This window comes from Streptococcus periodonticum, from assembly GCF_003963555.1.
Classification (GTDB): domain Bacteria; phylum Bacillota; class Bacilli; order Lactobacillales; family Streptococcaceae; genus Streptococcus; species Streptococcus anginosus.
This window is the reverse complement of the sequence record NZ_CP034543.1, coordinates 1,406,973-1,430,000: the sequence shown is the minus strand read 5'-3', so window position 1 is coordinate 1,430,000 and position 23,028 is coordinate 1,406,973. Positions and strand designations below refer to the sequence as shown.

The window sequence follows — 23,028 nt, the reverse complement described above, 5'->3', positions numbered from 1 at the left end:
ATCTAGAGGGTTGGGTATACCAGTTTGACCATCTCAAACACAGCCATACCACGACAGGTTTCAAGCAGGAAATCAGGGTTTATAAGGCAGAACAACCTGACTTGGCTCCGCAAAAGGGACTTTACGTCAATGAGCGATATCAAGTCTTAAAACGAAAAGAAAGCCAAGCGCTTTTATCTGACGAAGGCAGTCGGATGTTTGCCCAACGTAAAGTTGATGTGGAACCTGTCTTTGGTCAGATAAAGGCTTGTTTGGGGTACAAACGATGTAATCTCAGAGGCAGACGTCAGGTTAAAATTGACATGGGCTTGGTTCTCATGGTCAATAACCTACTGAAATATAACAAGAAATTAACTAAAAACTAAAAAGCAGAGACTATTAGCGAACGGAACTCTGATTGTTAGAGTGAGTTAAAACACTTTTGTCTCAGGCTCTTTTTCTTTTTGTTCAATATAATTGTAGCGGGGAGATGCCAGCGAATATTGAAATAGAGGTGAAACAATTTGCTTTTCTTTTTTATATTCAAATGTCGCTGGCTGATTTGTTATCAATTTCTTGAATCATATGTTACATTCTGGAGAGATCTGAAATTTTATAAATATTATGTTAGAAATTATTATATTTTAATAGTAATGTTACCCGTGGTGCTAGTTAAGTTCAAAATAGCTCAAATTATAAGTCAATAGGATTTGTTCAATCCTCAGTTGTAGTCCAGCTACTCCTCTGGCAAAGGTGTGTTCCATATCAAAGAGAGCCCATAACTCAGAAAAGCGCGTTTCAATGGTTCGCCTCATAGCCAATAATCTCCAGTTGTTATGCTGGCTCGCGCTTCCCATATTCTGACGTAAGGGCGTCCATAAGTGATACTCTCTCTGTTTCAACCGATCTTTAAGAGCCTGGCTGAGATACCCTAAATCTGCTAAAATCACAGATTGTTGGCAGCCTTCCAATAAATCCTCCACCACTTTGATATCATGAACAGCAGCCGGCGTGATAACATAGCTCAGAATATGACCAGATAAGGTAACGAGTATGTGAACTTTGAAACCATAGAACCATAAGTGTTTTGACGCATTGTAGCCAATGTCTGCCAATCCTTCGAAAATACTTGCTCTATGGTTACGAACAGACTGACAAAGTGGTAGGGGAAAACTGTCTACGATGGCAATCGTATCGGAGGAGATTTGGTTATTCATCGCCTGTCGAATGAGTTGTAGCAACCAAATCAACTGCCTTGAACGACGATTGAAGCGACTTCTTTCCAGCAGTCGGCCATAGGGAAATAGTTGGCAGATTCGGTGAAAATGACGTTGAGATTTGATTCCTAGTTCAGCTTGCAAGAGCAGTAAGACTAATAGAGATTCATCCGAAACTTTTGACAGGCTGACATTATGACGATGTTTCAATGAATCAGGGCAATAATCCCGATAAAGCTGATGACAAATTTTTGATAATTGCTTCATATTCCATTGTAAATGATGGGATTTAGCGGTATACTGTAAGTGGCTCATTTGGATAACCTCCTGTTTGTTTCGTCACTTACAGTATAGTCCTTTTGGGCTTTTTATTGTTGTTTTGAGGTTAACTAGCACCACGGGTTAATGTTATTTTTTAATATTAGAGATTTGTTCCAACTTTGAATTAGAATGACATTTTTTGTTAAAGTAGCTATTCGGTATTTAGTTATTGGGGGATATGGGCAAATAGCTATAGAGAGTATTTATCAACGTGATAAAAAATAGATATGGATAAGAAATTTAATTTATGTTATGATATAGGTGTAATAAAGGAGAGAAAATGCAGAATAATTTACTGGTATTACAGTCAGATTTTGGTTTGGTAGATGGGGCTGTATCGGCAATGGTCGGTGTGGCCTTAGAGGAATCCCCAACGTTAAAAATACATCATTTGACTCATGATATTACGCCTTATAATATTTTTGAGGGAAGCTATCGTTTGTTTCAAACGGTGAATTATTGGCCGGAAGGGACAACGTTTGTCTCCGTTGTGGATCCAGGCGTTGGTTCGAAGCGGAAAAGCGTGGTTGCCAAAACTGTACAAAATCAGTATATTGTCACGCCAAATAACGGGACACTTTCTTTTATCAAGAAACATGTGGGAATTCTAGCGATTCGTGAGATTTCGGAGGTGGAAAATCGCCGAAAAAATACGGAGCATTCTTATACGTTTCATGGTCGTGATGTTTATGCTTATACTGGTGCGAAGTTAGCAAGCGGACACATTACTTTTGAAGAAGTGGGCCCAGAATTAAGTATAGATGAAATTGTAGAAATTCCTGTTGTGGAAACGACAATTGGGAATGATTTTGTTAGTGGGGCTATTGATATTTTAGATGTTCGTTTTGGTTCGCTATGGACGTCTATTACACGTGAGGAATTTTATACTCTTAGTCCTGAATTTGGTAATCGGTTTGAGGTCACGATTTATAATAACGATATGCTGGTCTATCAGAACCAGGTGACTTATGGGAAATCTTTTGCGGATGTACGGATTGGTCAGCCGATTTTGTATATCAATTCTCTTTATCGTGTTGGTCTGGCGATCAATCAGGGGTCTTTTGCGAAGGCCTATAATGTAGGAGTCGGAGCGCAATGGAGTATTGAAATCAAGCGGATTGAAAAATAAATAATAAAGGAGATTATTATGAAAAATAATTCAATAAGAAGTGTTGTCGCAACGGGGATTGGAGCAGCTCTCTTCGTCGTTATTGGAATGATTAGCATTCCAACTCCTGTGCCAAATACCAGCATTCAATTGCAGTATGCTTTGCAGGCCTTGTTTAGCGTGATTTTTGGTCCGATTGTTGGATTTTTAACGGGTTTCATCGGGCATGCCTTAAAGGACTCTTTGCAATATGGAAATCCTTGGTGGTCATGGGTGATTGCCAGCGGTTTGTTTGGCTTGATTGTTGGACTGTTTCGGAAAAGAATCCGTGTTGTGCAAGGTATTTTTGATGCAAAAGATATTGTATCGTTCAATGTGATTCAATTATTAGCTAATGCTGTGGTATGGATTGTCATCGCGCCGCTTGGTGATATTTTGATTTACAATGAGCCTGTAAACAAGGTGTTTGTACAGGGCTTTGTTGCAACGATTTCTAATGGTTTGACCGTTGCTATTGCAGGGACAGCGCTTTTGCTGGCTTATGCCCGCACGCAAACCAAATCAGGAAGTTTGAAAAAGGATTAGTGACATGAAGCGGGGGTGAGATGGAGCGAAAGTTTGAAAATGTTTCTTCCTATTCTCACCACTGCGTTTTATAATTCTGACTATATAAACTATATAAACAAAGGAGCTGAGCATTTTTGCCTCAGTTTCTTGCTTTATAATCGCAAAATGCCCTATGATTGAGCTTTTCATTTGCTTTTTAGGCTTAAGAAAGCACCTAATACGGAAAATATTGTCTGGGTAAGCTGTCAGAGGTTCAGACGGAGTAAACTGGTATTGCTTCATGTCATCCGAGGTTCAGACGGAGCAAATTGATTTTGGTTCATGTCATCCGAGGTTCAGACGGAGCAAACTGATTTTGGTTCATATCGTCCGAGGGTCAGACGGAGCAAACTGGTTTTGGTGCATGTCATCCGAGGCTCGGACGAAGCAAACTGATTTTGATTCATGTTATCCGAGGCTCGGACAGAAGAAACGAGCTTGGGTTTGCTCCGTCGACCGGGTCGATAGTCTCAACGAGTTTTGGTTTGCTTCGTCGATCGAGTCGAGCATTTTAACCATTGTCGCACTTTCTCATTAACCGTGTAGGGTTTGGCAGGAAGCTGAACGCTTCTTGTTTGGTCAGATTTTTTTCACGTTCAAGATTTAATTTTGCGACAGTGTTCGCGGACTTCAAAATTGATTTTCATCTTATTTTCTTTTATGCTACAATAGAATGAGTAAGTACAAGAGGAGAAGTGGATGATTTTAGAGGAATTTGATGAAAACCGTCAGGCGATTATCAATCCAGAAGATTTGGTTGAGGCGTTGCCAGATTTTCCAGAAATAGTGGTGTCTTGCTTTGCCCGTGAGACCTTTAAGCGCATGCTGGCTGATTTTCAGCATGAGTTATTGACCTCCACTTCCATGGCAAATATTGAGATTCCCATTTACAAGGTTGTTATAAAAGGTAAGGCAATCGCCGTGTTTAATTCACCAGTAGGGGCGGCTGCCTGTATCGCTATTTTGGAAGATTTGATTGCCTTTGGAATGAAGAAGCTGGTTCTTTTTGGAACATGTGGTGTTTTAGATGAAACGATTAGGGAAACGTCTATCATTGTTCCTCATGCGGCTATTCGTGATGAAGGGACCAGTTATCATTACCTGCCGGCTTCTGATGAGATAGAAGTAAATGTCGGTTTGCGGGATTTTTTACAGTCATTTTTAGCTGCTAAAGGAATTTCTCATACAGTTGGAAAAGTTTGGACGACAGACGGCATTTATCGGGAAACGGCTGCGAAACTCCGTAAGCGAAAAGAAATGGGTGCTGTTTGTGTAGACATGGAATGTTCAGCAGTTGCAGCTTTGGCAGCTTTTCGTGAGATTTCCGTTTGCCATTTCTTTTATGCGGCGGATCACTTGTCAGAAGAAGCCTGGGATATGCGCAATTTAGCCAATCATGCAGACCTAGATGAAAAAGACAAAGTGGCTAACTTGGCAATGCAAATTGCCCTTGCTTTATAGAGAACATGCTATGAAAAAACCAATTATTCAATTTGAAAACTTTAGTTTTCAGTATCAAGCGCAGACAGAACCAACCTTGAAAAATGTTGATTTGACGATTTATGAGGGCGAAAAGGTCTTGATAGTCGGCCCTTCTGGTTCGGGAAAGTCCACTCTTGGACAATGCTTAAATGGCATTATTCCAACTATTTATCATGGAGAAATGACTGGGAATCTGTGGATTCAAGGTAAGTCTGCGTTTGGCAGCAGCATTTATGACTTGTCCAATCTTGTCAGTACCGTCTTGCAAGACACAGACGGTCAATTTATCGGGCTGAGTGTCGCGGAAGATTTGGCTTTTGCTTTGGAAAATGACATGGTTAATTTGCCAACGATGAGAGAAAAGGTTCATTTGTGGGCAGAGAAATTGGATTTGTTATCGCTGTTACACCAACGTCCTCAAGACTTATCTGGTGGGCAGAAGCAGCGGGTCAGTTTGGCTGGGGTGCTGATTGATGAAAGTCCGATTTTGCTCTTTGATGAGCCTTTGGCAAATTTAGATCCGAAGTCGGGACAGGATACGATTGAGCTGATTGATCAGATCCATGCGGAAGCAGGAACGACAACGATTGTTATCGAGCATCGTCTGGAAGATGTACTGTATCGGTCTATTGATCGGATCGTCCTCATCAATGACGGACAAATTCTCTTTAACGGCAGTCCTGATGACCTGCTACATACGCAGTTATTAGCCGAAAATGGGATTCGAGAGCCGCTTTATCTGACCACCTTGCGTCAGCTTGGTTTTCAGCTAGAAAATTCTGCACAGTTGGCAAATTTAGCTCAGATAGATGTCTCCGCTGTTCAGTTTTTGGGTGAAAAAGTTTCTATTCAAAAATCACAGGCACAGGATGATTTGCTGGAGTTGAAAAATGTCCAGTTTGCCTACGGTGAGAAAAAGGTTTTACAAGATATTGATTTTACAATCTCTAAAGGCGAAAAAATTGCCATTGTCGGGAAAAACGGTGCTGGAAAATCCACGTTAGCCAAAGCGCTCTGCCAGTTTATCGCAACAGAAGGAAGCTATACTTGGCAGGGAAGAGACATCAAAGGCGACTCCATTAAAGAGCGGGCAGAACGGATTGGTTACGTTTTGCAAAACCCAAATCAGATGATTTCTACGACCATGATTTTTGATGAGGTTGCTTTAGGCTTGAAGTTGCGTGGGATTGCAGAAAATGAGATAAAAGAGCGTGTATTAGCTGCGCTAAAAACCTGCGGTTTATATGAATTTCGGCAGTGGCCCATTTCTGCTCTGTCTTTTGGGCAAAAGAAGCGGGTGACCATTGCTTCGATTTTAGTGTTAAATCCAGAGATTATCCTTTTAGATGAGCCAACGGCTGGCCAAGATCAGCGCAATTACACAGAAATCATGAATTTCTTAGATGAATTGAACCAAAAAGGGCATACGATTATCATGATTACACATGATATGCAGCTGATGCTGGATTATTCTGACCGTGCGGTTGTGATGTTAGACGGAAAGATCTTGGCAGACAAAACACCGGCCGAAGTTTTGACAGATAAGACTTTGATTCAGGCAGCGAACCTCAAGGAAACGTCTATCTTTTCCTTGGCTGAGAAATTGGAAGTTGATCCGCTCGCTTTAACAGAATTTTATATGCAAGAAAGGGAGGAAAGCCATGCTTAATCAGCAAAAACTTATTGGTTACCATGCGGGAACGACCTTTTTGCATCGCCTATCCGGAGCGAGTAAGTTACTGTTTTTCATTTTGGTATCAACTGCAGCGATGATTAGTTACGATACTCGCTTGCTGTTGGTCATTGCGATTGGCTCACTCTTTCTTTTTAGAGTTTCGAACATTCATTTTAAAGATGTATCGTTTGTTTTGGCTTTTGCAGGTATTTTTGCCGCTTTGAATCTTATCATGGTTTATCTGTTTGCTCCTCAGTACGGAGTGGAGATTTACGGCCAACAGACAGTGTGGTTCGGTGGATTGGGCAGTTATACCGTAACTGCGCAGGAAATCTTTTATTTGTTTAATCTGTTCTTGAAATATCTCTGTACCATTCCTTTGGCGGTTATTTTTCTGATGACCACTCATCCCAGTCAGTTTGCATCCAGTATGAATCAAATCGGAATTCCTTATAAAATTGCCTATTCTGTCAGTTTGACGCTGCGCTATATTCCTGACCTGCAGGAGGAATTTTACCTGATCAGAATGTCGCAAGAAGCGCGTGGCTTGGAATTGTCCAAAAAAGCAAAATTAAGCCAGCGCATCAAAGGGAACCTGCAAATCATTATTCCATTGATTTTTAGCTCACTGGAGCGGATTGATACGATTGCAACAGCCATGGAATTGCGGCGTTTTGGTAAAAATAAAAAGCGGACTTGGTACACTTATCAGGCTTTTCAGAGGTTGGATATTGAAGTGATTTTGCTGGCTATTTTATTTTTACTGCTGAGCTTCCTACTCTTTTTTGTCAATCACGGTCGTTTTTACAATCCTTGGCTATAAATGAGAATTGAAATGTACATAGGAGGAAGGAAATGATTGCATTGGTAACAGGAGCTTCAGCTGGTTTTGGTCAAGCTATTTGTCGTCGATTGGTGGCAGAAGGTCACCGAGTGATTGGAGTAGCGAGAAGATTGGGAAAGCTGACACAACTTCATCAGGAATTAGGTCTTGAAAATTTTTATCCGCTTCAAGTGGATGTGTCGGATACAAAAAGCGTGGATCAGGCCTTAGAAAGTTTGCCAGAGGATTGGCGAACGATTGATATTTTGGTCAACAATGCAGGCCTGGCATTGGGCTTAGACAAGGCTTATGAGGCAGATATGCAAGATTGGCTGACGATGATTCAGACCAATATTATTGGTTTGGTTTATCTAACACGTCAGATCCTACCGCAAATGGTAGAGCGAGATAGCGGATTGATTATCAATCTAGGTTCGACTGCTGGAACGGTTCCTTATCCAGGTGCCAACGTCTATGGAGCTAGTAAAGCTTTCGTGAAGCAATTTTCTTTGAATTTACGTGCTGATTTGGCAGGGCATCATATTCGTGTTACTAACATTGAACCCGGTCTTTGTGAGGGAACAGAATTTTCAACTGTTCGATTTAAAGGGGACGATCAACGAGCTGGAAAATTGTATGAGGGAGCTCATGCTATTCAGCCAGTTGATATTGCCAATACTGTTGCTTGGATTGTTGGACAGCCTCCTCATGTTAATATTAACCGGATTGAAATCATGCCTGTTTCACAAACGTTTGGAGCGCAGCCTGTTTTTCGAGAAGAATAGATGAGATAGAATGGGGAGAATATGACAGAAATAAACCTTTTGTTTTCAATCGATGATCGCTATGTCGAGCAATTTAAAACAACCTTGTATTCCGTTTACCTAAATTCACCGTCAGCTTTGCTGCATTTGTTTGTTTTGCAAAAAAAATTGTTAAAAAGGAATGTGGAGATTGAGGAATTTTGTGAGGCACTAGGGATCATCTATGAACCAGTCGTGATTGGGGAAAAAGCATTTGAGGACGCCCCCAGCACTGATCGGTATCCAGAAACAATCTACTATCGCTTGCTGGCACATGAATACCTTCCTAAAAACTTAGACAGAATTCTTTACCTAGACGCAGATATTTTATGTCTGAATGATATTTGTCCTCTTTACAAACTAGAGATGGGGAATGCCTTATACGCTGCGGCTAGTCATGGATCAGATGCCAATATGACAGATTTAGTCAATAAGATGCGTTTACAGAATTTTGAGGCAGAAAGTTACTATAATTCAGGAGTTTTACTTATGAATTTGACCAGCATTCGGAAAGAAGTGAAGCGTGAAGCTATTTTAGATTACATTGCTCAAAACAGTTTTAAACTCTTTTTACCGGATCAAGATGTGCTGAATGCTTTGTATGGACATTTGACAATTCAGATTCCAGATGAATTGTATAACTATGATGCACGCTACAATGTGCTATATTATGCTCGGAGTAAAGGAGAGTGGGACTTGGATTGGGTGATTGAGAACACCGTTTTTCTTCACTTTTGCGGTCGAGATAAGCCTTGGCTGAAAGAATACCACGGACGCTATGCCGCGCTTTACAAGCATTACCAACATCGCAGCCGAAAAGTTGGCAGATAAAAACGAAACCAACCAATTAAAATGGTTGGTTTTTCTTTTTATAACGGCCGTTTATTAGGAATTCCTGCTTTGCGTGGGTATTTATTGGGAGTTTCTTTTTTCTTGCCAACAACCGTGATATACCGCGGGTCGCCATTGGGGAGTTGGTAATGAATGTTTTTTTCGACTTTGCTGAAAAGAAGGCTAAGCGCGGTTTTTGCTTCTGTTAATTCCTCAGGAGCATTGCTAGCTTTGAGCGCTAAAAGATGCCCGCCAACTTTAAGAAAGGGAATGGTCAGCTCGGCTAAGACCTGCATACGAGCAACAGCGCGTGCAGTGACAATATCAAACTGGGCGCGGAAGTCTTTATCTTGAGCAAAATCTTCTGCCCGACCATGATAAAAATGAACGTTTTCCAAACCTAACTCGTCAGCCAAGTGATTTAAAAACAGAATACGCTTGTTTAGAGAGTCAATAATCGTCACATCTAATGCTGGATAGAGGATTTTCATCGGAAGACTCGGAAAACCTGCCCCTGCTCCAATATCCAATAGTTTGATGCTTTTGTTTTCAATCCGTCCCTGTAAAATTGGCGCAATGGAATCATAGAAATGCTTGAGATAGACTTCCTTTTTGTCAGTAATAGCTGTCAGATTGATGTTTTCATTCCATTCAACGAGCAGATCAAAATAGTGTTCAAATTGCTTCTTTTGTCGGTCTGTGAGTTCAATCTGTTGCTGTTTTAAGAGTTCATAAAATTCTTCGGGTGTCATCATTTGTCCTTATTTGTATTTCTTATTTCTATTATACCAGATAATCAGAAGAGAATCTTCAAAATTTCTCTTGCTACAGAAGTCTAAATTTTTATTCTTTTCATTTTTCTGGTATAATGTCTATAATAAATTTAAAGGAGAATGACTATGTGGATGATTATTTTAGCCATTGTTGTAGTACTGATATTGTTTGTGATTGCTAGTTACAATGGTCTTGTCAAAAGTCGTATGCAAACCAAGGAAGCGTGGAGTCAAATTGATGTTCAGTTAAAACGTCGAAATGATTTGCTGCCAAACTTGATTGAAACGGTCAAAGGATATGCTAAATATGAAGCATCAACGCTTGAAAAAGTAACAGAGCTTCGTCGTCAAGTGGCAGCTGCTACAACGCCAGCAGCAGCCATGAAAGCAAGTGATGCCTTGACGCGTCAAATTTCTGGCATTTTTGCAGTTGCAGAAAATTACCCAGAATTGAAAGCAAGTACGAACTTTGTAAAATTGCAAGAAGAATTGACTAACACTGAAAATAAAATTTCGTATTCTCGTCAACTTTATAATAGTGTAACAAGCAATTACAATGTGAAGCTGGAAACATTTCCAAGTAATATTATTGCTGGAATGTTCAGCTTTAAGCCGGCAGATTTCTTAGCTGTCCCAGAAGAAGAAAAATCTGTACCAAAAGTTGATTTTAGCGGTCTAGGTGACTAATATGCTCTTTGATCAAATTGCTAGTAATAAAAGACGAACGTGGGTTCTCTTAATTGCTTTTTTTGCTTTGTTAGCGATTATTGGAGCAGCAGTCGGCTATTTATGGCTAGATTCAACTCTCGGCGGAGTGATGATTGCCTTTATCATTGGTGGTATTTATGCTTTTAGCATGATTTTCCAATCTACTGAGGTTGTCATGTCTATGAATGGTGCGCGACAAGTCACTGAAGCTGAAGCTCCTGACCTTTATCATGTGGTAGAGGATATGGCAATGGTAGCACAAGTTCCGATGCCACGGGTGTATATTGTAGAGGATTCATCGCCCAATGCTTTTGCAACTGGTTCAAACCCCGAAAATGCAGCAGTTGCTGCGACAACGGGTCTGTTAAATCTAATGAATCGTGAAGAGCTGGAAGCGGTTATTGGACATGAAGTGAGCCATATCCGTAATTATGATATTCGGATTTCAACGATTGCGGTAGCACTTGCTAGTGCAGTGACCATGCTATCTAGCTTAGCTGGGCGTATGATGTGGTTTGGAGGTGGCAGTCGCAGGCGTAATAGTCGAGATAATGATAGTGGTTTGGAAATTCTGATGCTGATTTTGTCACTTGTTGCGATTATCTTGGCTCCTTTAGCAGCCACTTTGGTTCAGTTGGCGATTTCTCGTCAACGTGAATTTTTAGCAGACGCTTCAAGTGTAGAATTAACGCGCAATCCGCAAGGGATGATTAACGCTCTCTTGAAATTAGAAAATAGCGAGCCGATGCACCATAAAGTAGACGACGCTAGTGCAGCTCTCTATATCAATGATCCGAAAAAAGAAGGTGGACTTCAAAAGCTATTTTACACTCATCCGCCGATTTCAGAGCGAGTGGAGCGCTTAAGAAAAATGTAAAAAGGTTGAGATAGACTATTATGATTGTGCCGCAATCATGACTGTCTGTCCCAATCTTTTTTTGTATTTCACCATATAAATTTTAGTTACGATAGCTTTATCTATGTTGTTTTTGGAATGAGAGTAAGAGAGACAGCACGCCACAGATTGTAAACACAATCCAAGTGACTTTCATATTCCAAATAGCGAGACTGGTAAAGATCATGGTTCCAAATGGGACAGAAAAACTAAACAGCAAACTCAGAAAGTTAGAAGTCTGTGCTAAGATATCTGAGGGAAGTTTGCTGAGGAGCATGCTGTTGATTTTGGGATTGACTTTTCCGGAAAGATACATGATAAAGAAAACAGCAGAAATAGTAAGGAAAACAGGTAGCTGGAGAAGATTTATGAAGCCAATTAGAGCAATGGATAAAGTGGCCCAAAAAGCAATTTTATTGACGGAAAGTTTGCTAAAATAATCATTGGGAGTCAGGCTGGCAGAGATAACTCCTAAAATAATCGTTGTTTCAAAAATAAGAAGAGATTGACTGAAAGGAAGTCCAAATAAAGGATGATCCAATAAATAAAGATTGTAAATGGCCATAATAGAGCCGCCGAGTGCATTGAGTATTAGTATCTGAAAGAGTAAAGTCAAAAAATGGCTGTCTCCGTTTTGTTCAAAAATTAGTTTGGAGCTGTGATACATTTCTAGGAATTGTTGTTTGAGAGGAAGAGGATTTTCATTTTCTTTGACTGGGTCATGGGTGAGTTTATGACGAACAAAATAAAGAGTAGTGGAAGAAAGTAGGAAAGCTAAGGCATTGATGAAGGCGACCAACGCAAATTGTTGGTTGCTGACAGCAAGAAGCCAAACTCCTAATGCTTGTCCGGCAAGATTGCAGAGATAAGCAATTAGTTGCATAAAGGAGAAAGCTGGCATCATCTCTTCCTCTGCTAGATTCTTTTTCAAAATAGGCATTTGCAGACCACTACGATAATCACTCATCATATCTGATACGATATTTAGCAAACAAACGACAGAAAAAGCTAGATAAGAAGTTGAGCGAGTTAGAAATGCCACAAAGACAAATAACATGGCTTGGAGATAGCCCATGTGAATGAGCCAACGAGCTTTATGGGCTGTTTGATCAGCTTTCATTCCCACAAAGATAGTGAAAAATACTGGAACGAGAACGATAAAATTAGCAATTCCAACAGCAAATTTAGGATTTGGTAAACTGGATGCAAAGACTACAAAAACAATATTATAAATGGAAGAGCCCAAAATATTGAATATGCGTGACAGACTAATAAAAGCAAATACTTTATTTCTCAAAATAAGTTTCATGATAACCTCCTATGTGTGTTGCAATGATTATAACAAGCAAAAAAGTAAATTCAATAGCCTTTTCGCAAGTGGGAATAAAGTCTAAGTAAGTGAACGATATAGAAAAGTAACTTGCAAGTAAACTTTATGTCCTATTTATTATCTCAAAAATGGTATAATAAAATTAGAAATTTAAATACAAATGAGGAAATGATGTTACATATTCAAGAAATTCGTAAAAATCCAGATGGTCTTGCTTTTGAGCAAGGATTTGATTTGACACAAGAATTGCAAGTGCGCAATCCTGAAATTTTAAATGTCCAAGATATTTTTGCAAGTGGAAGAGTGCAATATGAGGACGGTCTTTACTTTTTAGATTATGATTTGTCTTATACCATTACACTGGCGTCAAGTCGTAGTATGGAGCCGGTAGAGCAAAAAGAGAGCTACTTGGTGAATGAAGTTTTTGTCGATGCGCATAGTGGAAAAGTAGATCAGGATTTGATAGCGGATGACTTGGTGTTGCCGATTGAAAATGAAGAAATTGATTTAGCTGAAAGTGTGGCAGATAATATTTTATTGCATATCCCTCTTAAAGTGCTGACAGCTGAGGAGAAAGCGAGTGATAGCATGCCTTCAGGAAATGATTGGCAGGTCATGACCGAAGAAGAGTATCAGCAAAGTAAACAAGAGCAAAAAGAGAAGAACAGTCCTTTTGCTAGCCTGCAAGGTCTATTTGATGAGGAGTGAAGCCGTCTTCGACATTGGCTTTTAACAACAAATCCTTTATTTTCACGCTTAAAAATGATAAAATAAAACAAACTAAAAAGAGGAGTACAAAATGACAAAAGCGAATTTTGGTGTTGTTGGTATGGCCGTCATGGGTCGTAACCTTGCCCTTAATATTGAATCTCGTGGCTATACAGTAGCAATTTACAACCGTTCAGCGAATAAAACAGAAGATGTGATTGCATCTCACCCTGAAAAAAACTTTGTTCCAAGTTATGATGTGGAAAGTTTTGTAAATTCTATTGAAAAACCACGTCGTATCATGCTCATGGTCAAAGCTGGTCCAGGAACTGATGCAACGATTCAGGCACTTTTACCTTTCCTTGATAAGAGAGATATCTTGATTGACGGTGGAAATACTTTTTATAAAGACACCATTCGTCGTTCAGAAGAATTGGCGAATTCAGGAATCAATTTCATCGGAACAGGTGTATCCGGTGGTGAAAAAGGTGCGCTTGAAGGACCGTCTATCATGCCTGGTGGGCAAAAAGAAGCCTATGAATTAGTAGCAGATGTATTGGAAGAAATTTCAGCGAAAGCACCAGAAGACGGTGCGCCATGTGTGACTTACATCGGTCCAAACGGTGCAGGTCATTATGTAAAAATGGTTCACAATGGGATTGAATATGGTGATATGCAATTGATTGCGGAAAGCTATGATTTAATGCAACACTTGCTTGGATTTTCAGCAGCAGAAATGGCTGACATCTTTACAGAATGGAATAAAGGTGAGTTGGATAGCTATCTGATTGAAATCACTGCTGATATTTTGACTCGTAAAGATGATGAAGGTCAAGATGGACCAATCGTTGATTACATTTTGGATGCGGCTGGAAATAAAGGAACTGGTAAATGGACGAGTCAATCAGCTCTTGACTTTGGTGTGCCGCTTCCGCTCATTACAGAGTCTGTCTTTGCACGCTATATTTCTGCTTATAAAGATGAACGTGTGGCTGCAAGCAAGGTTCTTCCAAAACCAGCTGCATTTAAATTTGAAGGAGACAAGGCTGAATTGATTGAAAAAATTCGTCAAGCCCTCTACTTCTCGAAAATTATGTCTTATGCACAAGGTTTCTCACAATTGCGTGTAGCATCTAAAGAACAGGATTGGAATCTTCCGTTTGGTGAAATTGCCTCTATTTGGCGTGCTGGTTGTATCATTCGTGCTCGTTTCTTGCAAAAAATTACAGATGCATACGGACGTAATCCAGATCTTGCAAACTTACTGCTTGACGAATATTTTATGGACGTCACTGCCAAATATCAACAAGCTGTTCGTGATGTAGTGGCGTTGGCTGTTCAAGCAGGTGTGCCGGTACCAACGTTCTCTAGTGCGATTGCTTACTTTGATAGCTATCGTGCAGAAAACTTGCCAGCCAATTTAATTCAAGCGCAACGCGATTACTTTGGTGCGCATACGTATGAGCGCAAGGACAAAGAAGGAATTTACCACTATTCTTGGTATGATGAAAAATAGGATAGGCTATGGCGAAGCGGATTTTATTAGTTGAGAAAGAAAAAAAATTAGCGCAATTTATTGGCTTAGAGCTACAAAAAGAAGGTTATCGAGTTGATCTTTTTGAAACAGGAAAAGATGCTTTGGCGTCTGCGAGAGCTAATCAATACGATTTATTCCTGTTGAATTTTATGCTTGACGATATGACAGGAACAGAATTTGCCGCACAATTAAGTGTGATAAAGCCTGCTTCGGTCATCATTGTATTGGATAATCGTGATAATATTCTTCAATATACTGAGGAAATCCAACGCTTTGCTGTTGCTTACATGGTAGAACCATTCATTGTGACGGACTTAGTTGAAAAAATTTCTGCCATTTTTCGTGGGCGTGATTTTATTGACCAGCATTGTAGTCAGATGAAAGTTCCAACATCTTATCGGAATCTTCGGATTGATGTGCAAAATCATACAGTTTATCGAGGTGAAGAAGTGATTGCTTTGACTCGAAGAGAGTATGATTTATTAGCAACATTGATGGGAAGTCATCAGGCTTTAAGCCGTGAACAGTTGTTAGAACGCGTGTGGAAATACGAAGGAGCTGTTGAAACAAATGTTGTCGATGTTTATATTCGCTATCTTCGTAGTAAAATTGATATAGCGGGGCAAAAAAGTTATATAAAAACCGTGCGTGGTGTTGGTTATGCTATGCAAGAATAACTCTGAGGTGCAGGAAATATCGTTTTTCTGCACTTTTCTAATGGGCGTATTTCCCTAGTCTATTACAATTTGTAAGCAAGAAATAGGAAAAATTTTTAAAATATTATATAAAAACGCTTTACAAAATAGAAATATATGATATAATTAAAGAGTCAAATAAATGCAAACGTTTGCGGAAAGCGCTTGCGGAAAATTTTATAAGGAGATATGAATGATGAAAGAGACATTCAAAAACATATTCAGTTTCGAATTTTGGCAAAAATTCGGAAAAGCTCTGATGGTCGTTATCGCAGTAATGCCCGCGGCTGGTTTGATGATCAGTATTGGTAAGTCAATTCCAATGATCAATCCAAACGTAGCTGCTCTTGTTACAACAGGCGGTATTCTTGAGCAAATTGGTTGGGGAGTTATCGGAAACCTTCACATTTTGTTTGCATTAGCTATTGGAGGTAGCTGGGCAAAGGAACGTGCTGGTGGTGCATTTGCGGCCGGACTTTCATTTATTTTAATTAACCGTATTACAGGGGTCTTTTTTGGAGTAACTTCAGACCTTCTTACAAAACAAGGAGCTACTGTAAAAACTGTCTTTGGTGGAACCATTAAGGTGGCTGATTATTTTGTAAGTGTACTTGAAGCTCCTGCTCTTAATATGGGGGTGTTTGTTGGTATCATTGCCGGTTTTGTTGGAGCAACTGCTTACAACAAATATTATAATTACCGTAAATTACCAGATGCGCTTTCATTCTTTAATGGTAAACGGTTTGTGCCATTCGTTGTTATTTTGCGTTCTACAATTGTGGCTTTGATTCTTGCAGTATTTTGGCCAGTTGTTCAAACTGGAATCAACAATTTTGGTATTTGGATTGCTAACTCTCAAAAGACAGCTCCAATTCTCGCACCATTCTTGTTTGGTACTTTAGAACGTCTTCTTTTACCATTTGGACTTCACCATATGTTGACAATTCCAATCAACTATACTCAATTAGGTGGGACATATGAAGTGTTGACAGGGGCTGCTAAAGGAACGACTGTATTTGGTCAAGATCCATTATGGTTGGCTTGGGTAACAGACCTTGTTAATTTAAAAGGTTCACACGCTGACCAATATCAACATCTTCTAAATAGTATTACTCCAGCTCGTTTTAAAGTTGGGCAAATGATTGGTTCATTTGGTATTTTGATGGGGGTTGCCTTTGCAATTTATCGAAATGTAGATGATGATAAGAAACATAAATACAAAGGGATGATGATTGCAACAGGACTTGCAACTTTCTTAACAGGTGTTACAGAACCAATTGAATACATGTTTATGTTTGTTGCAACACCTCTTTATTTGGTGTATGCTGTTGTGCAAGGGTTAGCCTTTGCAATGGCTGACGTTGTTCACTTGCGTATGCACTCATTTGGTTCAATCGAATTTCTGACTCGTACTCCACTAGCCATCAATGCTGGTTTGGGTATGGATATTATTAATTTTGTTTGGGTAACAGTGCTCTTTGCAGTTGGAATGTATTTTATTGCCAACTTCATGATTAAGAAATTTAACTACGCAACTCCAGGACGTAACGGAAACTATGAAACAGCTGATGGAGAAGATAGTCCTTCGTCTGCCCCAGCTGGTGGCAAAGTAGCAGAAGCATCTCAAGCTGTGAATATTATCAATCTTCTTGGTGGACGTGCAAACATTGTTGATGTTGACGCATGTATGACACGTCTTCGTGTAACTGTTAAAGATGCAGAAAAAGTTGGTACAGAAGAGCAATGGAAAGCTGAAGGAGCAATGGGCTTGGTGATGAAAGGCCAAGGTGTTCAAGCCATTTATGGTCCGAAAGCGGACGTTCTGAAATCTGATATTCAAGACTTACTTGACTCAGGTGAAGTGATTCCCGAAACTCTTCCGAGTCAAATGACAGCTTCACAAGCAGCAGAAGTGAGCTACAAAGGTGTAACAGAAGAAATTGAAACGGTTGCTGACGGTGAAGTCATTGCTATCTCTGATGTGAAAGATCCTGTCTTCTCACAAAAAATGATGGGTGACGGATTTGCAGTTGAACCTGAAAATGGCAATATCTACTCACCAGTAGCAGGTACTATTACAAGCATTTTCCCTACAAAACACGCTCTTGGTCTCTTGACTGATAATGGTCTTGAAGTGCTTGTTCATATCGGACTTGATACAGTCAGTCTTGAAGGTAAACCATTTGAAGTACATGTTGCAGAAGGTCAAAAAGTAGTAGCAGGTGATCTTCTTGTAACAGCTGATTTAGAAGCTATCAAAGCGGCAGGTCGTGAAACTTCAACAGTTGTTGTCTTCACAAATGCACAAGCTATTAAATCTGTCACTGTTGAAACATTCGGCAAAGTAGCAGCGAAAACAGTGGTTGCTAAAGTAGAATTGTAAATAGGAAAGAGAAATCATGGCAAAATTCCTGACTTTAAATACTCATAGTTGGATGGAAGATGAGCAAGAAAAAAAGCTAGATCAACTAGCTGAGCGGATTCTTCAAGAAAAATATGATGTCATTTGCCTGCAGGAAGTCAATCAAGAAATGGAGTCTGAACAGGTTGTTCAGGCTCCATTTTATCATGCGGTAGATGGCGCCATTGCGATTCATAAAGACCACTTTGCGCATTGTCTCGTGGAGAGATTGATAGAGAAAGGTCTTATTTATCATTGGTCTTGGGCTTATAATCATATTGGTTTTGATCGGTTTCATGAGGGAGTCGCTATTTTATCCTTAAAGCCGTTGAAACCAAGTGAGTTATTGGTTTCAGATGCCAACGATCCAACGGATTATCACACTAGAAAAGTACTTTTGGCGGAAACAGAAGTAGATGGACGGCTTGTAACGGTGGCTTCCTGTCATCTTTCTTGGTGGGACAAAGGCTTCCAAGAAGAATGGGTACAAGTAGAAAAAGAATTGTTGCGGCGCGATATGCCTCTAGTATTGATGGGAGATTTTAACAATCCCGTCGGTTATGAGGGTTATCGGCACATTCTAAAAAGTCCGCTTGCTCTGCAAGACAGTCATGTTGTTGCGGCTACAGTCATTGGTACAGCAACAGTTGAAGGCGATATTGCCGGCTGGGCTGGAAACAAGGATGCTCTAAAAATTGATTATATCTTTACGAGTAAAGATTTTAACGTTAAAAAATCTGCTGTTGTTTTTGACGGCAAAGCAACACCTGTCGTTAGTGACCATTTTGGGTTAGAAGCAGAAGTTGCATTTTAACAATCAAAAACGGGAAGTTCAAGATAAAACTTCCCGTTTTTGATTGTCATTCTTTAGAGGTGTGGCGTTTTCCAGCATTGATAGCATCGGCTTCAGTCATGGTGACTACTCTGTCAAACCGTGTATTGCGTGGCATATTATCTATACTGTACCAATAAACCTCAGCAGTTCCATTACGAGCTACATAAACGGTTCGTTCCTGCTGTTGAGCTTCTTGTACTGTAGCAGCCTCTTGTTGTTGCTGCGCTTGAGCAGCCGCAGCTTCTTCTTGTTTTCGTTTTTCTTCTGCTTGTCTAGCTATTTCTTGTTCTTTTGCTACTTTTTCTGCGGTCTCTTTTTCTTGCTTAGCTTTTTCCGCTTTCTTTCTCGCCTCTTCTTCCTTTTTCTTCTTTTCCTCTGCTGCTTTTTCCTTCTTTGCTTTTTCCTCTTTTTTACCTAGAGCAATATATTGCTCGTTTTCTTTTTTGTAGGAGTCAAACTCATTTTTTAATGCTTTGTAATCTTTAGTAACTTCCTCATTGCTTTTTGTTAATTTTTGAATCTGTACTTTATATTCTTCCCCATTTTCGCGCTGGTTTCCTTTGGTAGAAAAGGAAACCAACAAAAGAACAATTAAAGCTAGAATAGCAATATTCTTTTTGTCTTTAAAAAAGGCAACAGAAAAAAATCTTTTCATCATAATTCTCCTTAAAGTGATAACGTTTACAATTATTATATAAAATTTCTTGAGAGAAGTAAATAGGATAACGGATTATTATATGTTTTCGTGAGGAAGTTCCTATCTTTTGTTATTTCTTAAAACATGGTATAATGAAGTATTAAGAATTCAGGAGGGAAGCAGATGCGTTGTCCTAAGTGTGGTGGTAGTAAATCAAGTGTTATTGACAGTCGGCAAGCAGAAGATGGCAACACAATCCGTCGTCGGCGTGAGTGTGATGAATGTCAGTATCGCTTTACGACTTATGAACGTGTAGAAGAACGGACGCTCGTTGTCGTTAAAAAAGATGGCACGCGGGAACAATTTTCAAGAGATAAGATCTTTAATGGAATCATTCGTTCGGCGCAAAAACGTCCTGTTTCTAGTGATGAGATTGAAGCAATTGTTAGCCGAATTGAGCAAAAAGTGCGCAGTAGTAATGAAAATGAGATCGCAAGCGAGTATATCGGTGGTTTGGTTATGGAAGAGTTGGCGGATTTAGATGAAATTACTTATGTTCGTTTTGCTAGTGTTTATCGTAGCTTTAAAGATGTGAGCGAGCTGGAAAACCTCTTGAAACAGATTACAAAAACAGCTAAAAAGAAAAAGGAACAATAGATGAAACCGAATGATCAATTTTCTTTTGTGAAGAATAATCTGATTAGTCAGGATAGTACCAATTTGATTCGTCTGTATTTGCCAATTCTAGGGTTTGATGCGACTTCTATCTATCAATATTTTCTTGCTTTTTGGGACGATGGAAAATCATCTTATACTTTTGGGCACATTTTGAATCATCTCAATCTGGGGATGAATGACTTGCAAAAAAGTTTAGAAATGTTGTCTGCTATGCAGTTAGTAGAGCTTTATCATGCAGAGAATCATTTTCAGGTCTATTTGCAGCCCACATTATCATCTGGTGAGTTTTTAAGCAATCCTGTTTACAAGCGCCTGTTAGAAAAGAAGATTGGTGAAGCTGCGGTAGAGGCTTTGTTGCCTAGTCAACCAAAGGGTGAGAAGCAAGGTGTGAAGCTGTCAGAGATTTTTCAAGTGGAAGATGCAAAGGCAGAGACGCAATCAAAACAGAATCATTTTGAATTGGATTACTTCAAACAATTGATGGCGCGAGAAAACTTGCGTTTTGAAAACGAAAAAGAAGATTTGCTGGTACTCTTTGCTATTTCAGAGCAACAAAATTGGACTTGGTATGAGACCTATTTGTTGGCTAAGGAAACGGCTGTCGGTCATGTGATTTCGACCAAGCGAATGAAGCAAAAATTAAATCAAAAGCCTACTGCAAGTGGATTTTCTAATGCTGAACAAACGATTATTCGAGAGGCTAAGAGTAAGTCAGCCATGCAGTTTTTGGCAGAAATCAAAAAAACAAAGCATGCGACAATCACACGAGGAGAACGTCAGTGTTTGCAAGAATTGGCAAATTTGGGACTGTTAGATGAAGTGATCAATGTGATTTTGCTGTTGACTTTTAACAAAGTGGATTCGGCTAATCTCAATGAAAAATACGCTTTGAAAGTAGCAAATGACTTTTCATATCAGGAAGTGTCATCGGCAGAAGAAGCAGTTTTGCGGATTCGTGAACGAAATCAACAACCAAGCAAAAAAGCAAATCAAACGGCTACTTCAAAGAGCAATGTTCCCGACTGGAGCAATCCTGATTATAAAAACGAAACCAGTGCTGAAAAGCAGGCTGAGCTAGAGGAGCAAAAGAGAAAACTTTTAGCGAAATTAGACCAAGGAGGTGACTAGATGGAGAGTGTTGGACAAACGATGGCGCATAGGAAACAAGCTCGTCAATTTGACTATGAAGAGTTGGTGAAACAAATCGTTGCCGATCCAGATGTGGCGGCTTTTATCCAGTCTGAGCGATTGACACCTGCTGAAATCAAACGAAGCATTTCTAAGTTTAATCAGTATATTTCTGAGCGAAACCGTTTCTTGCTAGGTGATAAAGCGTATATTGCCAAAGGCTATAAGCCGATATTGGTGAAGAATGAGGGGTATGCAGACGTTTCTTATGAAGAAACTCCAGAACTAGTCGAAGCGCAGAAACAAGCAACTATCAATGCACGGTTAAATTTAATTAGTCTTCCGGCTAGTCTCAAGGAAGCTAGTTTGGCAAAAGTGGATTTGGACGATGTTGGTCGTTATAAGGCTTTTGAGTTGCTGACGAATTTTGTGGCAGATTATCCAAACTACAAAAAAGCGATTTACCTTTATGGTGATTTTGGCGTGGGAAAAAGTTACATGATGGCAGCCTTAGCACATGATTTGTCGGAAAAACGCAGTGTTTCCACGACCTTGCTTCATTATCCTAGTTTTGTTTTGGATGTAAAAAATGCTATTTCTTCTGGTCTCGTTAAGGAAAAGATTGATGAAGTAAAAGTAGCGCAAGTATTGATTTTGGATGATATTGGTGCGGAGCAATCAAGTCCGTGGATGCGAGATGAGATTTTGCAGGTTATTTTGCAGCATCGGATGCAGGAAAATTTACCAACTTTCTTTACATCGAATTTTAATTTTGCGGATTTGGAACGACATTTTGCGACATCCAAAAACGGAGATGAAACTTGGCAGGCTCGTCGGGTCATGGAAAGAATAAAATTCTTAGCAGAGGAAGTTCGTCTGGAAGGAGAAAATCGCCGATGAATGAAACGATTGAGTTGATGAAAAAGCATACTTCTGTTCGTCGTTTTACAGATGAGCAGATTTCAGATGAGGATTTGAAGGTGATTATTGATGCTGGTCGAGCAGCCTCTAGCTGGAAGAATTTCCAATCTTATTCGATTATTGTTGTTCGCAGTCAAGAAAAGAAAGTAGCTTTGTTTGATTTGGTGCCTCAGGAGGCTATTCATCAGTCGTCTGTTTTTCTTCTTTTTATCGGAGACCTCAATCGAGCTGAGAAAGGTGTGCGACTTCATACGGATACCTTTTACTCACAAGGAGTGGAGAATCTTCTGATTAGTTCTGTTGACGCTAGTCTGGTCGCGCAGAATATTCTTTTGGCGGCTGAAAGTCTGGGATATGGCGGGGTCATCATTGGCTTGATTCGCTATGCTTCTAGGGAAATAGCAGAGCTGTTTAATTTACCAGATTATACATACCCTATTTTTGGAATGGCTTTGGGAAAGCCGGATCAGCACCATGCTGTTAAACCACGCCTGCCGTATGAAACAGTCGTTTTTGAAGAAAACTATCAAGAACAGGACACGTCTGTTATTCAGGCTTATGATCAGGTTCAGGCAGACTATGCTGGGAAGCGTGCAACAGATACGTGGAGCGAACGGTTGACGAATCAATTTGCTCAAAAGCCCAATCCTGCTAGTCAGAATCTATTACAAGACAAGAAATTATTGTAAAATAAAGGGAGTGAGACAAAATCGGTCATTTCGAAACAATTCGATTTTGTTGGCTTGCCCGCACAGCTCGAAAGGTTTGGGAAACCTTCCGAGGTTGGAAATAAAGTCAAGTAAAACTTGACGCCAAAAGGGTGTAAAAGTTGATTTATCAGCGTATTAGACACCACTTAGCAGTGTTTGGTTGGCACTAAATTGCTTAAAATCAATAGAGTTTCTCCAAACCGCTGCGCCCTGTAATTATAACTACA

22 protein-coding genes and 1 pseudogene (1 of these 23 cut by a window edge) are annotated in these 23,028 nt (G+C 39.8%); 19 read left to right on the top strand and 4 right to left on the bottom strand.

The window, feature by feature from the left end; all coding sequences use genetic code 11:
- Positions 1-365, top strand: a pseudogene (locus EHW89_RS06975) (IS1182 family transposase) (it extends 1,128 nt beyond the left edge of the window).
- Between the two features lie 282 nt (positions 366-647).
- Here the strand turns inward: EHW89_RS06975 and EHW89_RS06970 are convergent.
- Positions 648-1,511, bottom strand: a complete 864-nt coding sequence (locus EHW89_RS06970; protein WP_126467523.1) for an IS982 family transposase — start codon at positions 1,509-1,511, stop codon at positions 648-650.
- A 286-nt stretch (positions 1,512-1,797) separates the two neighbouring features.
- Here EHW89_RS06970 and EHW89_RS06965 point away from each other — a divergent pair, with 286 nt between their 5' ends.
- From EHW89_RS06965 to EHW89_RS06935, 7 genes are all read left to right on the top strand, one after another.
- Entirely contained in the window at positions 1,798-2,646 is an 849-nt protein-coding gene (locus tag EHW89_RS06965; protein ID WP_021001990.1) for an SAM hydrolase/SAM-dependent halogenase family protein, read from the top strand.
- A gap of 18 nt (positions 2,647-2,664) precedes the next feature.
- Positions 2,665-3,210 (top strand): ECF-type riboflavin transporter substrate-binding protein, encoded by a 546-nt coding sequence (locus EHW89_RS06960; RefSeq protein ID WP_126467521.1) that lies wholly within the window; start codon positions 2,665-2,667, stop codon positions 3,208-3,210.
- A 720-nt stretch (positions 3,211-3,930) separates the two neighbouring features.
- A complete protein-coding gene (locus EHW89_RS06955) occupies positions 3,931-4,692 on the top strand; it encodes a nucleoside phosphorylase (RefSeq protein ID WP_126467519.1) in 762 nt (253 codons plus the stop codon).
- Positions 4,693-4,702: 10 nt separating this feature from the next.
- The gene (locus EHW89_RS06950) at positions 4,703-6,382 is read left to right on the top strand and encodes an ABC transporter ATP-binding protein (RefSeq protein ID WP_126467517.1); all 1,680 of its coding nucleotides are present in this window, start codon (positions 4,703-4,705) and stop codon (positions 6,380-6,382) included.
- Positions 6,375-7,211, top strand: a complete 837-nt coding sequence (locus tag EHW89_RS06945) for an energy-coupling factor transporter transmembrane component T family protein (protein WP_126467515.1) — start codon at positions 6,375-6,377, stop codon at positions 7,209-7,211. Before EHW89_RS06950 ends, EHW89_RS06945 begins: the two co-directional genes overlap by 8 nt.
- Before the next feature lie 32 nt (positions 7,212-7,243).
- On the top strand, positions 7,244-7,996 hold the full coding sequence (locus tag EHW89_RS06940; RefSeq protein WP_126467513.1) for an SDR family oxidoreductase: 753 nt from the start codon (positions 7,244-7,246) through the stop codon (positions 7,994-7,996).
- Positions 7,997-8,017: 21 nt separating this feature from the next.
- The gene (locus tag EHW89_RS06935) at positions 8,018-8,845 is read left to right on the top strand and encodes a glycosyltransferase family 8 protein (RefSeq protein WP_003038591.1); all 828 of its coding nucleotides are present in this window, start codon (positions 8,018-8,020) and stop codon (positions 8,843-8,845) included.
- 38 nt (positions 8,846-8,883) lie between these two features.
- On the opposite strand, the gene rsmG is transcribed toward EHW89_RS06935, so the two are convergent.
- Complete coding sequence (gene rsmG / locus EHW89_RS06930) at positions 8,884-9,597, bottom strand: 16S rRNA (guanine(527)-N(7))-methyltransferase RsmG (RefSeq protein ID WP_126468083.1); 714 nt, start codon at positions 9,595-9,597, stop codon at positions 8,884-8,886.
- Between the two features lie 147 nt (positions 9,598-9,744).
- Between rsmG and EHW89_RS06925 the strand changes: the two genes are divergently transcribed.
- Together EHW89_RS06925 and htpX are read left to right on the top strand one after the other, a co-directional pair.
- Positions 9,745-10,305, top strand: coding sequence for a LemA family protein (locus EHW89_RS06925; protein WP_126467511.1), 561 nt, complete (start codon positions 9,745-9,747; stop codon positions 10,303-10,305).
- 1 nt (position 10,306) lies between these two features.
- Positions 10,307-11,203: a zinc metalloprotease HtpX gene (gene htpX / locus EHW89_RS06920; protein WP_126467509.1), complete on the top strand. Its 897-nt coding sequence runs from the start codon at positions 10,307-10,309 to the stop codon at positions 11,201-11,203.
- Between the two features lie 97 nt (positions 11,204-11,300).
- Here htpX and EHW89_RS06915 read toward each other — a convergent pair whose 3' ends face one another.
- The gene (locus EHW89_RS06915) at positions 11,301-12,530 is read right to left on the bottom strand and encodes an MFS transporter (protein ID WP_126467507.1); all 1,230 of its coding nucleotides are present in this window, start codon (positions 12,528-12,530) and stop codon (positions 11,301-11,303) included.
- Between the two features lie 192 nt (positions 12,531-12,722).
- Between EHW89_RS06915 and EHW89_RS06910 the strand changes: the two genes are divergently transcribed.
- From EHW89_RS06910 to EHW89_RS06890, 5 genes are all read left to right on the top strand, one after another.
- Positions 12,723-13,259: a DUF177 domain-containing protein gene (locus tag EHW89_RS06910; RefSeq protein WP_126468081.1), complete on the top strand. Its 537-nt coding sequence runs from the start codon at positions 12,723-12,725 to the stop codon at positions 13,257-13,259.
- 91 nt (positions 13,260-13,350) lie between these two features.
- Positions 13,351-14,775 (top strand): NADP-dependent phosphogluconate dehydrogenase, encoded by a 1,425-nt coding sequence (gndA, locus tag EHW89_RS06905; protein ID WP_126467505.1) that lies wholly within the window; start codon positions 13,351-13,353, stop codon positions 14,773-14,775.
- A gap of 8 nt (positions 14,776-14,783) precedes the next feature.
- Entirely contained in the window at positions 14,784-15,473 is a 690-nt protein-coding gene (locus EHW89_RS06900; RefSeq protein WP_018543712.1) for a response regulator transcription factor, read from the top strand.
- Positions 15,474-15,684: 211 nt separating this feature from the next.
- Complete coding sequence (locus EHW89_RS06895) at positions 15,685-17,874, top strand: PTS transporter subunit IIBC (protein WP_106100732.1); 2,190 nt, start codon at positions 15,685-15,687, stop codon at positions 17,872-17,874.
- Between the two features lie 16 nt (positions 17,875-17,890).
- The gene (locus tag EHW89_RS06890) at positions 17,891-18,706 is read left to right on the top strand and encodes an endonuclease/exonuclease/phosphatase family protein (protein ID WP_057489789.1); all 816 of its coding nucleotides are present in this window, start codon (positions 17,891-17,893) and stop codon (positions 18,704-18,706) included.
- A 46-nt stretch (positions 18,707-18,752) separates the two neighbouring features.
- Here the strand turns inward: EHW89_RS06890 and EHW89_RS06885 are convergent, their stop codons facing one another.
- Entirely contained in the window at positions 18,753-19,382 is a 630-nt protein-coding gene (locus tag EHW89_RS06885) for a hypothetical protein (RefSeq protein ID WP_022526963.1), read from the bottom strand.
- A 165-nt stretch (positions 19,383-19,547) separates the two neighbouring features.
- Between EHW89_RS06885 and nrdR the strand changes: the two genes are divergently transcribed.
- From nrdR to EHW89_RS06865, 4 genes are read left to right on the top strand one after another with little or no spacing between them, the layout of a single operon-like run.
- On the top strand, positions 19,548-20,021 hold the full coding sequence (gene nrdR / locus EHW89_RS06880) for a transcriptional regulator NrdR (protein ID WP_022526962.1): 474 nt from the start codon (positions 19,548-19,550) through the stop codon (positions 20,019-20,021).
- Positions 20,022-21,170, top strand: coding sequence for a DNA helicase (locus EHW89_RS06875; protein ID WP_126467503.1), 1,149 nt, complete (start codon positions 20,022-20,024; stop codon positions 21,168-21,170).
- Positions 21,171-22,070, top strand: a complete 900-nt coding sequence (gene dnaI, locus EHW89_RS06870) for a primosomal protein DnaI (protein ID WP_021001977.1) — start codon at positions 21,171-21,173, stop codon at positions 22,068-22,070. It abuts the gene before it with no gap.
- Entirely contained in the window at positions 22,067-22,780 is a 714-nt protein-coding gene (locus tag EHW89_RS06865; RefSeq protein ID WP_126467501.1) for an NADPH-dependent oxidoreductase, read from the top strand. The genes dnaI and EHW89_RS06865 overlap by 4 nt, the downstream gene beginning before the upstream one ends.
- Positions 22,781-23,028 lie beyond the last annotated feature (248 nt).